This is a genomic window from Vibrio sp. JC009 (assembly GCF_029016485.1).
In the GTDB taxonomy this organism is placed as follows: Bacteria; Pseudomonadota; Gammaproteobacteria; order Enterobacterales; family Vibrionaceae; genus Vibrio.
The window spans coordinates 195,277-208,892 of record NZ_CP092107.1 but is presented as its reverse complement, the minus strand read 5'-3'; the positions used below and the strand labels follow the sequence as shown (position 1 = coordinate 208,892).

Annotated in this window: 9 protein-coding genes and 1 tRNA gene; 4 read left to right on the top strand and 6 right to left on the bottom strand. The window is 45.2% G+C overall.

Annotated elements, in window-relative coordinates:
* The first annotated feature begins 872 nt into the window (after window positions 1-872).
* Together rnb and L3Q72_RS15865 are read left to right on the top strand one after the other, a co-directional pair.
* A complete protein-coding gene (rnb, locus tag L3Q72_RS15870; protein WP_275133135.1) occupies window positions 873-2,876 on the top strand; it encodes an exoribonuclease II in 2,004 nt (667 codons plus the stop codon).
* 59 nt (window positions 2,877-2,935) lie between these two features.
* Entirely contained in the window at window positions 2,936-3,736 is an 801-nt protein-coding gene (locus tag L3Q72_RS15865; protein ID WP_275133134.1) for an AraC family transcriptional regulator, read from the top strand.
* A 5-nt stretch (window positions 3,737-3,741) separates the two neighbouring features.
* Here the strand turns inward: L3Q72_RS15865 and L3Q72_RS15860 are convergent, their stop codons facing one another.
* Window positions 3,742-4,092, bottom strand: a complete 351-nt coding sequence (locus L3Q72_RS15860; protein WP_275133133.1) for a DUF3024 domain-containing protein — start codon at window positions 4,090-4,092, stop codon at window positions 3,742-3,744.
* A gap of 170 nt (window positions 4,093-4,262) precedes the next feature.
* Here L3Q72_RS15860 and L3Q72_RS15855 point away from each other — a divergent pair, with 170 nt between their 5' ends.
* Complete coding sequence (locus tag L3Q72_RS15855; RefSeq protein ID WP_275133132.1) at window positions 4,263-5,078, top strand: phosphate ABC transporter substrate-binding protein; 816 nt, start codon at window positions 4,263-4,265, stop codon at window positions 5,076-5,078.
* Window positions 5,079-5,271: 193 nt separating this feature from the next.
* On the opposite strand, the gene L3Q72_RS15850 is transcribed toward L3Q72_RS15855, so the two are convergent.
* The 4 genes from L3Q72_RS15850 to L3Q72_RS15835 form a co-directional block, all read right to left on the bottom strand.
* The gene (locus L3Q72_RS15850) at window positions 5,272-5,955 is read right to left on the bottom strand and encodes a MaoC family dehydratase (RefSeq protein ID WP_275133131.1); all 684 of its coding nucleotides are present in this window, start codon (window positions 5,953-5,955) and stop codon (window positions 5,272-5,274) included.
* Window positions 5,956-6,325: 370 nt separating this feature from the next.
* Window positions 6,326-6,399, bottom strand: a tRNA-Cys gene (locus tag L3Q72_RS15845).
* Window positions 6,400-6,584: 185 nt separating this feature from the next.
* Window positions 6,585-8,033 (bottom strand): ATPase RavA stimulator ViaA, encoded by a 1,449-nt coding sequence (viaA, locus tag L3Q72_RS15840; RefSeq protein ID WP_275133130.1) that lies wholly within the window; start codon window positions 8,031-8,033, stop codon window positions 6,585-6,587.
* Between the two features lie 12 nt (window positions 8,034-8,045).
* A complete protein-coding gene (locus tag L3Q72_RS15835) occupies window positions 8,046-9,710 on the bottom strand; it encodes an ATPase RavA domain-containing protein (protein ID WP_275133129.1) in 1,665 nt (554 codons plus the stop codon).
* Window positions 9,711-9,883: 173 nt separating this feature from the next.
* Here L3Q72_RS15835 and L3Q72_RS15830 point away from each other — a divergent pair, with 173 nt between their 5' ends.
* Window positions 9,884-10,402 carry an NUDIX hydrolase gene (locus L3Q72_RS15830; protein ID WP_275133745.1) on the top strand — a complete coding sequence of 173 codons (519 nt, stop codon included), beginning with the start codon at window positions 9,884-9,886 and terminating at the stop codon, window positions 10,400-10,402.
* Between the two features lie 149 nt (window positions 10,403-10,551).
* On the opposite strand, the gene L3Q72_RS15825 is transcribed toward L3Q72_RS15830, so the two are convergent.
* On the bottom strand, window positions 10,552-13,614 hold the full coding sequence (locus L3Q72_RS15825) for an efflux RND transporter permease subunit (RefSeq protein ID WP_275133128.1): 3,063 nt from the start codon (window positions 13,612-13,614) through the stop codon (window positions 10,552-10,554).
* Window positions 13,615-13,616: the final 2 nt, after the last annotated feature.

The window sequence follows — 13,616 nt, the reverse complement described above, 5'->3', positions numbered from 1 at the left end:
CAACTCTTAAGGGGCGCTGATTCTGCCCTATATCGGATGAAAAAGCCAGAAAAAATTGAAATACATCACATTTTGAGTAAATCTTACTCCCGAAAGAGCAAATTTTCACCAAACCTCATACCAGTAGTGCAAATACTCAACAAAATTATGCAACATCATTACTGAGAGATATATTTATTGCCTAACTTAAATACAGCAAGTTAGTATTTATTTAGAGCAATAGCCCTATCTAAATTGTGTATCAGTACTGAGACAACACCGTATTAATCAGAGTGTTTCAACTTTCAAACAATCAGACAACCAAATATTTTTCATGTAGTTACAAGCAAAAAAGAAAATTTCTTGATCTTGGTTCAGTTTTCTCATTCATAATCTATGACCTAAACTGATTAGTAAGAGAACTTAATTTCATATGCAGTACATTTAGCTGAAAATTCGCGCTATTTTTCAGCACGTTATAATGAAATTTTCTTAGTAGCAGGTACATGGAACGACTATTAATCAGAAAACCATGCATCCTAATGGAATCAGAGGGTGTTAGTATGATCATCAAGACAGCAAAAGAACAAGATATTATGAATAGATATTTCCGGCTATTGATAAAATTAATTAGTGCCTCAATAGCAATTACCTATTTTATTGGTATTCTGAGCATAAAATAAATGGAATAATCTTCTTGGGGCCTTTGATTTTGTTATGAATAGCCTCCTTTATTCTATGACAAAGACCTGCCGTGACCCCAGTCAAGATTCTGGCTCAAATCCCCCCCTGACTTTGCGTTTTATAGTTATACATTTGGCTCATTACCTAGTACCATAGCGCATAGTAAATTCGCTTATGAATCGTCGTCACAAAGGTTTAAATCAAGTTAGATGTTCCAGGACAATCCCCTCTTAGCTCAGCTTAAGCAGCAAATTAAAGAAAATATCCCGAAAAAAGAAGGCACTATCAAGGCAACGGATAAAGGCTTCGGTTTTCTGGAAGTGGACAATAAAACCAGCTTCTTTATCCCGCCACCGTATATGAAAAAATGTCTTCACGGTGACAAGGTTGTCGCACTTATCCGTACAGAGAAAGAAAAAGAAGTGGCGGAACCCGATGAACTTATCGAGCAGAGCCTGACCCGCTTTATCGGCCGGGTGAAGATGTTTAAGGGCAAGCTCAATGTGACCCCTGACCTGCCTCAGCTTAAAAGGCTTTCTTTTAAGGCCAAAGCCAAAAAAGGTTTAAACCCGGAAACGCTGCAGGAAGGCGACTGGGTTGTTGCTCACCTGATTCGCCACCCTCTTAAGGGCGATAACGGCTTCTTTGCGGAAATCAGCGAAAAGATCACGGATGTAAATGACAAGATTGCCCCTTGGTGGGTAACACTTGCACAGAATGATCTGCCTAACAGTGAACCGGAAGGCATAGATAACTGGCAACTGAATGACGACCCTGACATGGAACGCGTCGATATGACTGACGTACCATTTGTTACTATTGACGGTGAATCAACCAAAGATATGGATGATGCACTGTACGCGAGAACTCTGGATGACGGAAAGTTCGAGCTAACCATAGCTATCGCGGATCCAACAGCTTATATTTCGCCTGATGATAATATGGACAAAGTGGCCCGTGAGCGCGGCTTTACCATCTATCTGCCGGGCCGAAATATCCCTATGCTGCCTCGCGATCTGGCCGATGAGCTTTGCTCGCTTATTGAAGGTGAAGTAAGACCGGCTCTTTGTTGTAAAGTCACTGTCGGTGCAGACGGTGTCATCAGTGACGATATTCACTTCTTCGCTGCAAACATCAAATCTCACCAGAGACTGATTTACGACAATGTATCAGACTGGCTTGAAAACGGCAGCAGTGAAAACTGGTCACCGGACGAGACTATCGCCAAAGTGGTGACTGATCTGAACGCTTTTGCCACAGCTCGTGCAAAATGGCGTGAAGAGAATGCCGTGGTATTCCCGGATCGTCCTGACTACCGCTTTGAACTGAGTGAAGACAATGACGTAATCGCGATTCACGCCGATCAGAGAAGAACTTCTAACCGTCTGGTAGAGGAAGCCATGATTACCGCCAATATCTGTGCAGGTAAAGTTCTTGCACAGAGCCAGGGCAAAGGCGTATTCAACACTCACTCTGGCTTTAAGTCCGAGAAAATCAAAGATATCGTTGAACTGATTAATCCAGAAGGCGAACTGCCGTTTACTCAGGAGAGCATTGCTACTCTTGAAGGCTTTAGCGCTCTGAGACGCTGGTTAAATCAGCAGGAAACCTCCTATTTAGACAACAGAGTGCGTAAGTTCCAGACTTACAGCGAAATCAGCAACACGCCGGAATCGCATTTTGCTATGGGCTTAGAGCTTTACGCCACCTGGACTTCACCGATTCGTAAATATGGCGATATGATTAACCATCGCCTGTTAAAAGCGCACATCCTTGGTAAAGAGTCTGTTCAAAACCCGGATGAAGCATTGGGCGAAGAACTGGCTATTCACAGAAAGCATCATAAAATTGCAGAGCGGAACGTAGCAGACTGGCTATATGCAAGAACGTTAGTGGATGAGCCTAAAAATGAAACTCGCTTCCAGGGTGAAATATTTGATATTAATCGCGCCGGTATGCGGGTAAGAATTCTGGAAAACGGTGCAACTGCGTTTATTCCTTCTTCGCTCATTATGGGCAATAAAGAAAGAATTGAGTGCAATAGCGAAAGCGGAATAGTTTCCATAGACAAGGATCACGTTTACAAATTAGGAGATGTGTTAGAAATAACCTTAGCTGAAGTAAACGTTGAAACTCGCAGTATCGTTGCTAAGCCTACAGAAGTATTTTCGGAATCACCTGAAAGTGACCCGATAAGTAAATCTGAAGATTAAGCATTGCTGACAATTCAGGCGTTCAAATGAACGCCTTTATAAAATAAGAAAAGGTAACTATGGCAAGAATTACCATTTACAAGCAAAGCAGTTTTACTCCGCGTAAAAAAGATCGTTACCCTGTGACGACTTGCGGCATAATTCTAATCGAACAAGGACGACTTACTTACAAAACGCACAAACACGAAGACCGTGAACTAAAGAGCGGTGAATACACTATTTATCACTCGGATGAATTTAAATTGCTTGAGTCCCATCCCGAAAATGGCGACTTCTCAGCGCAGATGATCACGTTCGAGCCAAATTTACTGCAACAGTTTTATCTGCATATTCAGCAGATGTCTGAAATTGAAGAAGTGGCATTCCGCCCACTGGATTCAGATTATAAGATCGCAACTCAAATACTTGAGTTACTTGCTGATGCAACAAAGAATCATAGCAGTGATGACACCCTTGAAGCACTTGCCACCGCATTGCTTCTAGAAATCATCAATGTTTCGCCGAACCATCTGCCGATTCTTCAGCGTGCATGTAACCAGAGCTCTGCACAGAAAGTCATTCGTTTTATTGAGCTGAATATCGAAAATGAGGTTTCGCTGGAAAATACCGCCCGATTCCTGGGTATGTCCACAGCAACACTGAAAAGAAGGCTGTCAGCGGAAGGTTTAAGCTTTTCTCAGATACTAAAAGTTAAACGCGTAAACTACGCGGCTGACAAATTACGACTGACGAGCAAGTCCATTGCCGATATTGCCTTTGAATCCGGCTTTAAAAGTGCAGCACACTTCAGTACTGCCTTTAAGGGTGTTCAGGGAATTACACCAAAGGAATTCAGGCAGAAAATCTGCTCCGGTAACTAAAGTCGTTACCAGAATAAATTGTCAGGGTCATGCAATAACTCATCAACCAAAGGCTCAAAGGTTGGTGAGTTTTTTTTATCAACCCAGCTTGCCTTCTCTTTATCTTCAGGGCTTTCTTCTGTCAGTTGCAGCTTCCAGTAACCCTCTTGCGCATCCAGTATCAGCCTGGCTACCGGATATTCGAAGTTTACATGGGATGAGTCCAGCAAAAACGCTTCCTTATACACAAACACACCATCGGACAGCATCTCATACTGCACCTTACCAAGCTCGGCAGGCGTATTTTGATTTCTGCTTTGACACAACTGCCGTATCGCTTTTTCCAGGCGATAGAGTTCTATTTCAGATAGTTCCATACTGAATGCACCGACGTCATCACTGTTTCAATAATCATACTCTTATAATAAAACAGATCACTGGTTAAAATTGACTATTAATCAAACATGTAGTTATTGTCACATAAGCGTAATAAATACTACATAACATATAGGGAAATTAAATTAATCCACTTCTCAGGAGCTTCTTTATGCTACGCGTTGTCATTACTTCGCTTCTTGCCATTCTTTCCTTCTCTCTCTCTGCCGCCGGGAAAGAAGTCAATATCTCTGGTTCAACTTCCGTTGCCAGAATTATGGATATTCTGGCTGAAGAATATAATAATTCGCATGGTGAATCGTTTGTAGCCGTCCAAGGCGTTGGGTCAACTGCTGGTATTACACTGGTCGATAAAGGTGTTGCTGAGATAGGTATGAGCTCCCGTTACCTGACCGAAGGTGAAATGAGTGACGACCTTGCAGTTATCCATTTTGCGTATGACGGCCTTGCGGTAATCGTCAACCATACTAACCCAACCGAAAACCTTAGCCGTCAGGAGCTTTACGATATCTATAAAGGTAAAGTGACTAACTGGAAGCAACTTGGCGGACCGGACCGCAAGATTGCAGTGGTAACTCGTGAAGCCTCATCAGGCTCTCGTTACAGCTTTGAAACTCAGCTCGGCCTGATCCGGGTGATTAAAGACAAGCAGGTATCCGATATCAACCCAAACAATCTGGTGGTTAACAGCAACAGTATGGTTAAGTCCATCGTCAATAATAATGTTCACGCTATCGGTTTTGTTTCTGAAGGCTCGGTGGACCACTCTGTAAAAGAGCTGAAGATAGACGGTGTTGAAGCGAACCAGCAGAGTATCGCTTCTGGTGAATACCAGCTGGCGCGCCCGTTTATCCTGCTTTACAAGAAGTCAGAGATTTCAGAAAACGGTAAGTCATTCGTTTCGTTCGTGCAGTCTGAAAGAGCTAAGAAGCTGATTAGCCAGTATGGGTACATTCCTACGAAGTAATCTCGGATTTAGCTGATGAAGCTAATTTTCCGTCATTCCTGCGAAGGCAGGAATCTGCTAAAAGCGCGTTGTAGAGCATAGGGTTGTTGCTGACTCTACAGCGTGTTGACAGTAGATCCCGGATAAAAGCTTCGCAATTTCCGGGATGACAAAAAAATTTTAGTTTTGAGGCTTTAAGTATTGAACGAGGAAATCAGAAATACAGCCTGATAACAGAAACCGCCACACAAGCAGGTCGTCTTACGCCGTCTATCTCAACTTTCATTTCCCTTTCCACTTCAATACCTTTCTTGATTGGAGTAACTTTCTTTAAGGTACTTCTGGTACGAATCCGGTTACCTGACTTTACCGGGTAAGGAAAACGGACTTCGTTCAGTCCGACATTGACCACCATTCTTGCGGTCGGAAACATAGGTTTCTCAGGGTCAACGCTGTCGGTCATTTTAGACAGCATAGAAAGCGTTAAAAAACCATGAGCAATGGTTGTCTTAAACGGAGATTCCTGCTCAGCACGCTCAGGATCGGTGTGGATCCACTGGGTATCTTCAGTTACAGCACCAAACGCATTGATACGTTCCTGGTCAATCATAACCCAGTCACCAAGATGAATTTCTTCATCAAGTTTAGAATGCAACTCATTATAAACAGCCATTGCCGCTTCGTTTAGCTGGAAGCTCTCTTCCTGTGTTGGCTTTATTTCTTCATTAACAGCAGGCAGTGCATGCTGCCTGACCCACTCCGCCAAAGCACTGGAATGTGCTCTGGTAACAAAATCGACCCAATATTCTTTAAGTACAGGCGGCATTAATTCTCTTAGTTCTGGGTGATGCTTTGAAAAAGACTCACTTTTATGTTTGAGAATATCAACAACTTTCATAAAAAACCTCGGTTAAACTGGTAAGTCCTCTTAGGAGGCTCAACCGTATAATTTTGAATGTGATCACATTAATTTGCAAATATTTTCGAGCGTACAGGTGTAGGCCAAAAGGCATTTTATTCTTTAAATACAACAAGATAAATAAAAAAACACTATTTTATTAGAAAGTAGCGCTTACCCGGCATGGAGACAAAAATCAACCACAGCATTCACAAATGGAATAACACGCCCACCCCTTATAATTAGTGCTTATACTCAATTCTTCCGGTTGCCGCTTACTTATACTGTTAACAACAAGAAGTATGCTATCTCGGACACAAGTGTTAGGAATAGAAAAAGCCCCGACATTTCTGTCGGGGCTTTCGGAATATGGAGGCGCGTCCCGGAGTCGAACCGAGGTCCACGGATTTGCAATCCGCTGCATAGCCACTCTGCCAACGCGCCATAATCTAATTTTTATTGGATAGCTTTCAAAGAGTTAACTCGTCTCGGCTACGGGGCGTTACTTTACTCTTTTATTTCTGTGAGTCAATAAAACTTTTTCAAATTAGTGTTTGTTTGAATACTTTAGAAACAATGTGTCCAAGAGTTAGCCTTATTGATGAAAAGACGCTCAGAGCGGCAATCACTTACCAGCGCTTAACCAGGCGGTTAACTACATTCGGATGGTATGCCCAGCAGTGATCGAATATCTCCATCAGTTGCGGATTACCGTAGCGGGAAAGACTGATTGCATGAAACCGGTTCTTTTTCGCCTGTAACGCCTGCACCTGCTGCATAATATCTTCCGGCTGCTTTGGTGCGATAAAGTCAGACAGCACCACCAGATCCGCGTTACGGTATTTTTCACTGTGCATCAGCTCTATCGACTTAAGCAATACAGGCTCAAATTCCGTCCCGCCGTGAAACTGATAAGAGAGGAAGTTACTAGCCTCTCTTAAGCCGTCCTGCTTTGTCAGCTCATAGGTAATCTGTTCGGTGGAAAACAGAATCACATAGCATTCACGGTCCTCAGCAAGTGCTATTTGCATCAGCGCATAAGCCATCGCCTTTGCACACTGCTCAGGAAAGCCACTCATGGAGCCGGATGCATCGACACAGATAACAAAAGGCCCCTTCTCAATATCAACCACTTTTGATTCCGGCTTTTGTGACTTCACCTTGCGCAGAGTACGCGCCTTACCTTTCACCTTGTAGTTCATCAGGCGTTTGTCGACAAGGTGCTTGTAAAACACCACTTCAAGCTCAGGGTATGCCAGGAACATAGTCTCATTTGGCAGCATCTTACTCAGATCATCGCCTTCGTGAATGCCGACAATGTCATCCGTCGCTTCATCGCTTTTCTCTTCAACCAGTTTCAGCTCTTCTGCCGGGGTCTTAAACAGGCTCGGATCGTCCACTTCGCTGGCCATACGGCCCAGTTTTTCCGCGATTTGCTGCAGCTCTTTATTCTTTTTCAGAAATGCCGCAAATTTTTTCAGCGAAGCCACATCGCGCTTAGTAAGTTTTGCTCCGGCCATATCCCAGAGACGACCAACTCCCCCTACCTCACCGGCAACGGTAACATCATCAATATCTTTCATGGTCTCTATCCGCTGATAGAGATCGGCAAGAAAGGCTTCCTTGTCAGATTCAAGCTGAGCAAGCTCCGCCTGTTTAATTGATTTAGATAAGCTTTCGTACCACTGTTCACAAAAATAGTGCGGGAACATAGGGTTATTGTGAGCACCCTTATTTCTGGCCAACAGCTTGTTTGCTTTTTTATAAAAAGAGAAGCGTTTATCAAATCGCTGCATGATCGACGGAAGTTCGCGGCAGAACTCCTCCTCCGTCATGTAAATCACTTCCTGATAAAGGTTCAGCTCATTCTGAAAGCGCTCGGTCTCACACACCTTAGTGATTCGCTTAGTCACCCTGCCACGCCATTTAGTGATATGCGTTTTTACAGAAGCTTTAATGGCGCTGTTTTCCGGCAGCATCAAAAGCTGCGAACGACCAATTAAGTCATTCACAGCATTATCTATAATTCCCGACTCCGCGACCATCATCGCCAGGTTTAGTCCGTCTGCACCAAGCACTAATCTATCCTGTTACTCAAAGAACTGATCATAGTTCTTAATTCGCTGTACCGCCTTTTCGCTCTGTTCACGCATATCTTCGATCTCCTCGCCCAGAGTCTGCAGACCGCTTTCCATCTCACGAGGGAGGTGAGGGTCAACAAAACTGTGTGGCAAAGCACCATGGAAGTCTGAACGAACTTTGCGAAGGTGGTTTTCAGCATGGTTCAGTTGCGCAATAGCCTGATCGGCTCTGTCGCACCAGTCTTCATACCTATCGCCATTCAACCCCTGATGGGTAACCAGACCCACCAGCACCGAACGATTGGCAATATCTTTAATAACTAAAGCATTATTAGCATTTAATTCAAATCGTAAACGGCATAAACTGGAATTTTTGTTTACGTATCCGTAACCTTCACCACCGCCTTCGCGGATAACCTTCTCCAGCTCGTCTTTAGCAATAAATACCCAACGGCTGTCGCCCTTCTCGCCTTCGTTGACTGACATGTTCTCTTTCAGCATCACCAGCTTAATCAGCCCGCGAGCCGAACCAACGCTGTACTGGCGTGCCTGAGAAAGATCAAAATGATAGCCTTCGGTTTTACGCAGCAGTTTGCCCTGCGATTCCATATTCAGGATCATCTCAAACTGAGATTTTATCTCTGCTTTAATTTCCTCCAGATCTTCTTTGCAGGTTTTTACCTGATGATGAATAACATTTTGATCAAAGGCGCGGTGAACGGCAAAATCGCGAATCACTTCCTCAACCAGATTCCGGGACTCAGGGCTGTGCCACAGACAGTCTCTCAACAAAAGAAGATCAAGTGGGTTTATCGCATCACGCCCATTGAAATAAGCACTGGCTTTCAGCAGTTTTACCGACTTTTTCCAGCGGCGGTCCGACACATACAGATCATGCTCTGCCAGTTCAGAGCCCATCTCTTCAACCCGGTTTTCCAGCATGGTTTTTAACTCATACAGTTTGTCAAAACCAAGGTCGGTAAGCTGAACCTTTTCCAGCTCTTGCTGCCATTGATGATACTCTTCATCGGTAATCGCAAGCTCCGGCGGAACCGTTGCTTCTTCCGGAGTTCCCACCGTCAGCATAGATTTAAAGTTCTGCTTGTTCTGAATGCGGTTCACATAAACCCGTACCAGCATACGGTCATACAGCGCCTCAAGGCCGCTATCTTCATCCGGCAGTTCGTTAGATGCCGTTACCAGCAAACGCATCGGAACCTGTTCGATATCGCTGCCGTTTTTAAAGGTTTTCTCATTAACCACTGTAAGCAGAGTGTTCAGAATTGCAGGACCGGCCTTCCAGATTTCATCCAGAAAAACCACCTGAGAAGTGGGCAGATAACCTTCCGTCAAACGGATATATTTACCGTTATCCTTCAGCTCCTGAATACTCAGCGGGCCGAAGACCTCTTCAGGCGTGGAAAAGCGGGTCATCAGATACTCAAAGTAGCTACTGTTATCAAACGCCTGAATCAATCTTTTCGCGATAAGACTCTTTGCTATCCCGGGAGGACCAAGAAGAAAGACACTTTCACCGGAGAGCGCGGCCAGCAGGCAGAGCTTAATGGTATCTTCTCTTTCATAGACACCGTCAGAAAGAACTTTAGCGAGCTTATTGATACGTTCTGAAAGCAGCGCTTTTTGTGCGTGTGAGCCACGTGGGGTTGGAATCATATAGACTTCACTTTTTTAATTAGAATACTATTCAAATATAAGACAAAATATTTGAACTTCATCACTGATATTAACAAATAATATCAGCAAATTGCGTTTACATATCACCATAAAGAGGTATTTTTCAGCATATCAGCCGATTTATTGTCTCAGGTCACACAGGAATAAAAATAATTATGAAAGTTATACATCAGTGGAAGAACATTCAGCTAGTTGAAGAAAAGCACACTCTTCCTAATGATAAGGAGATTACTCACACCTCAATTACTCATCCGGGTGCTGCTGTGATACTTCCGATAACGGAAGATGGGCGCATCTTAGTGACTCATCAATACCGCCCGTCAATAAACCGCTGGATTATCGAACTGCCTGCCGGAACGGTTGAAAACGGCGAAGAGCCGCTTCTGTGTGCCCAGCGCGAACTGGAAGAGGAAACCGGCTACAGTGCCACTAATTTTGTACCGCTTGGCGAACTCACTCCGCTGGCCGGTTTTTGCGATGAAATACAGTTTCTCTATATCGCCACTGGGCTGGAAAAAACACAACGGCTTGAGTGTGACCCTGACGAAGTTATCGAAACCAAAGTCTATTCTCTGCAAGAGCTGGAAAACCTGATCCTGGAAAATATTATTACCGACTCAAAAACCATTGCGGCACTATTTCGCGCAAAACTGGCTGGCTTCCTCAGATAAAAAAATACCGCTGCAAACGCAGCGGCAATGAATAAGAGAATAACCCTGCCCAAGGCAGTGGTAAAACGCGCCAGGTTAGCAATTTAATCACCTGGCGCGACAGGCAGGGTTTTTAGGTAATATCCTGAACCTAAATTAAGACTCTATCCTTAAGACTTTGCTGCCTTCGGTGCTTTCACACCGTGAAGCAGAGCAAACATTACCGGTACCACAACCAGAGTCAGTACCGTTGCGAAACCAAGACCGGCCATGATAGTCACCGCCATTGAGCCGAAGAAGGCATCAAACAGCAGCGGGATCATACCCAGAATCGTTGTCAGTGCCGCCATACTTACAGGGCGTACACGGCTAATCGCACTATCAAATACCGCCTCGTAAGGCTCCTTACCCGATTCCAGCTCAATGTTGATCTGGTCCATCAGTACGATACCGTTTTTCAGTACCATTCCGCTCAGGCTTAGCAGGCCAAGCAATGCGGTAAAGCTAAATGGCATATTGGCACCAAGCAGACCAACAGAAACACCGATAATCGCCAGCGGAACAGTAAACCAGATAACCAGAGGCTTCTTAATCGAGTTAAACAGGAATACAGTTACCATAAACATAAACAGGTAGCCCATCGGCAGTGAGCTGAACAGCATACCCTGTGCATCTCTCGACGATTCGTATTCACCACCCCACTCCAGCGTATAGCCTTCAGGCAGTGCAACAGCTTCAACTTTTGGACGGATTCGGCTAAACAGAGCGGCCGGCGTTTCATCACCGATAACATCATGGTCGGCAAGTACCGTCAGAGTACGCTTACGGTCACGACGCAGGATCAGCGGCTCTACCCAGTCAATGGTAATGTCATCAACAACCTGCTCAAGAGGAACATAAGCCTGCAGGCTCGGGCTCCATACACCCAGGTTCTGAACCGTATCAAAGCTAACACGCTCATTTTCCGGCAGACGGAATACGATAGGCAGCATCTGAGTACCGTCACGGAAAGTACCGATAGTGGAACCACCAAACGCCAGCTGTAACGTACTTGCAACATCTTCTTTAGTGATACCAAGACGACGTGCTTTAGATTCATTAAACTGAGGGACAATTTCCTTAGTGCGCTCACGCCAGTTGTGGCGGATATTACGGGCACGAGGATCCGTTGCAATCGCATCTTCAATCTGTTTAGCGATATCACGAAGCACCTGTGGATCAGCACCTGAGATACGGGCCTCAATCTTAGAAGCCGGTGACGGACCGAACTCAAGCAGACGGAAGCGGTAATCAGGCGTCGGGAACTTGGCCTTCAGATCCGTTCTCAGCTTCGCAATCATAGGGTTAATCAGTTCGCGGTTTTTAACCCGGATCTGAACCTGTGCATAAGCTTCATAGGCATTTTCCGGAGAGTAAGTCAGCATAAAGCGCTGCATGCCCTGACCAGATGTCGTAGTTACATAATCAATGCCTTCCTGAGAGCGAATGTACTTCTCTACCTGCTCTGTCTGACGAACCGTCTCACGGATATCGGTACCTTCCGGCATCCAGAGGTCAACATAGAACAGTGGCGTATTCGAAGCCGGGAAGAACTGCTGCTTCACATTACCGAAGGCCACAACCGCGCCAAACAGCATTGCAATCATAGCCACAATGGTTACCCAGCGGAAACGCATACAGGTTTTCAGCAGCGAACCAAATACAACAAACAGTGCGCCTTTGTAAGGGTCTTCATCACTCGCTTCTCCAGTGCTCTCTTTAAGCAGCAGATCGGCAAGGAAGGGTGTTAGTGTCAGTGCGGTAATCCAGCTCAGGAACAGCGAGTAACACAGTACCCAGAACAGCGAGCCCATAAACTCACCGGTGGCATCCGCAGAAAGACCAATCGGTGCAAAGGCGGTGATAGCTATAACCGTTGCGCCAAGCAGAGGCCACTGGGTCTGTTTAGTGATATCAATGGACGCCTGAAGTTTGGATTTACCTCTCTGAAGGCCAACCAGGATCCCTTCAACCACTACGATGGCGTTATCCACCAGCATACCAAGGGCGATAATCAGAGCACCCAGTGAAATACGGTGCAGTTCGATATCGGTTACCTTCATCAGAATAAAGGTACCAAATACGGTCAGCAGAAGGATAAGCCCGATAATCACGCCGCTTCGCATACCCATGGTAAACAGAAGCACAACGATTACGATACCAACCGCTTCAGCAAGGCTGATAACAAAGTCCACGACCGACTTGTCTACTTCTGCAGACTGATTATAGAAGTAGTTCACTTCCAGACCGGCAGGTTTCAGGCTTTCCAGCTCATCAATACGCTGCTGCAGGCGCTCGCCCACTTCTACAACGTTTACACCGTCGGAGAAGGAAATACCAAGGCTGATTGCTGGCTTACCGTTATAAGTAACAACCTTGCTCGGCTTTTCTACAACACCACGGGAGATAGTCGCCACATCTTTAAGGCGGATCAGGTTACCCGTGTCACGGCCATAAATAATCAGGTTTTCAAGCTGTTCAACAGAGTTTAGCGATCCATTTGGACGAATCACCATATTCTGGCCGTTAATCATCAGTTCACCGGCGGATACTACGCTGTTTTGCGTACTAAGCAGGTTAACGATGTTGTTCATATCCAGGTCAAGGGCGGCCATACGGTCGATAGAAATTTCAACAAAAAGCTGTTCTTCCTGGTCGCCACCTTTAGAGACTTTGCCCACACCCGGAACCAGATCCAGTTCACGTGTCAGGGCATCGGCATAGCGCTCAAGCTCTACGTATGAGTATCCGTCACCGGTCAGCATCACCAGTACGCCATATACGTCGCCAAAGTCATCAATCACCTGAACTGACTGAACACCGGAAGGCAAGCTCGGAGAAAGGTCGTTGATCTTACGGCGCATCTCATCCCAAATCTGAGCAAGCTCCTGCTTACCATAGACAGATTTCATCTCTACGGTAATCTGAGACATGCCACGTGAAGAGATAGAGGTGATGTTATCAACATACGGCAACTGACGAATCTGTTTTTCCAGCGGATAAGTCAGCTCTTCTTCAACTTCTTCCGTTGTTGCACCCGGATAGGTTGAAACAACCAGTGCCTGCTTGATGGTAAACTTAGGATCTTCAAGACGGCTTAGCCCCATAAATGACTGAGCACCACCAATCAAAAGGATGACCAAAAACATCCAGCTGATAACGCGGTGTTTTATCGAGTAATCTGCAATATTCACTG

What these genes read in the sequence shown, in the direction of transcription:
- rnb (WP_275133135.1), top strand. Translation starts at nt 873, where the DNA reads ATGTTCCAGGACAATCCCCTCTTAGCTCAGCTTAAGCAGCAAATTAAA.
- L3Q72_RS15865 (WP_275133134.1), top strand. Translation starts at nt 2,936, where the DNA reads ATGGCAAGAATTACCATTTACAAGCAAAGCAGTTTTACTCCGCGTAAA.
- L3Q72_RS15860 (WP_275133133.1), bottom strand. Translation starts at nt 4,092, where the DNA reads ATGGAACTATCTGAAATAGAACTCTATCGCCTGGAAAAAGCGATACGG.
- L3Q72_RS15855 (WP_275133132.1), top strand. Translation starts at nt 4,263, where the DNA reads ATGCTACGCGTTGTCATTACTTCGCTTCTTGCCATTCTTTCCTTCTCT.
- L3Q72_RS15850 (WP_275133131.1), bottom strand. Translation starts at nt 5,955, where the DNA reads ATGAAAGTTGTTGATATTCTCAAACATAAAAGTGAGTCTTTTTCAAAG.
- L3Q72_RS15835 (WP_275133129.1), bottom strand. Translation starts at nt 9,710, where the DNA reads ATGATTCCAACCCCACGTGGCTCACACGCACAAAAAGCGCTGCTTTCA.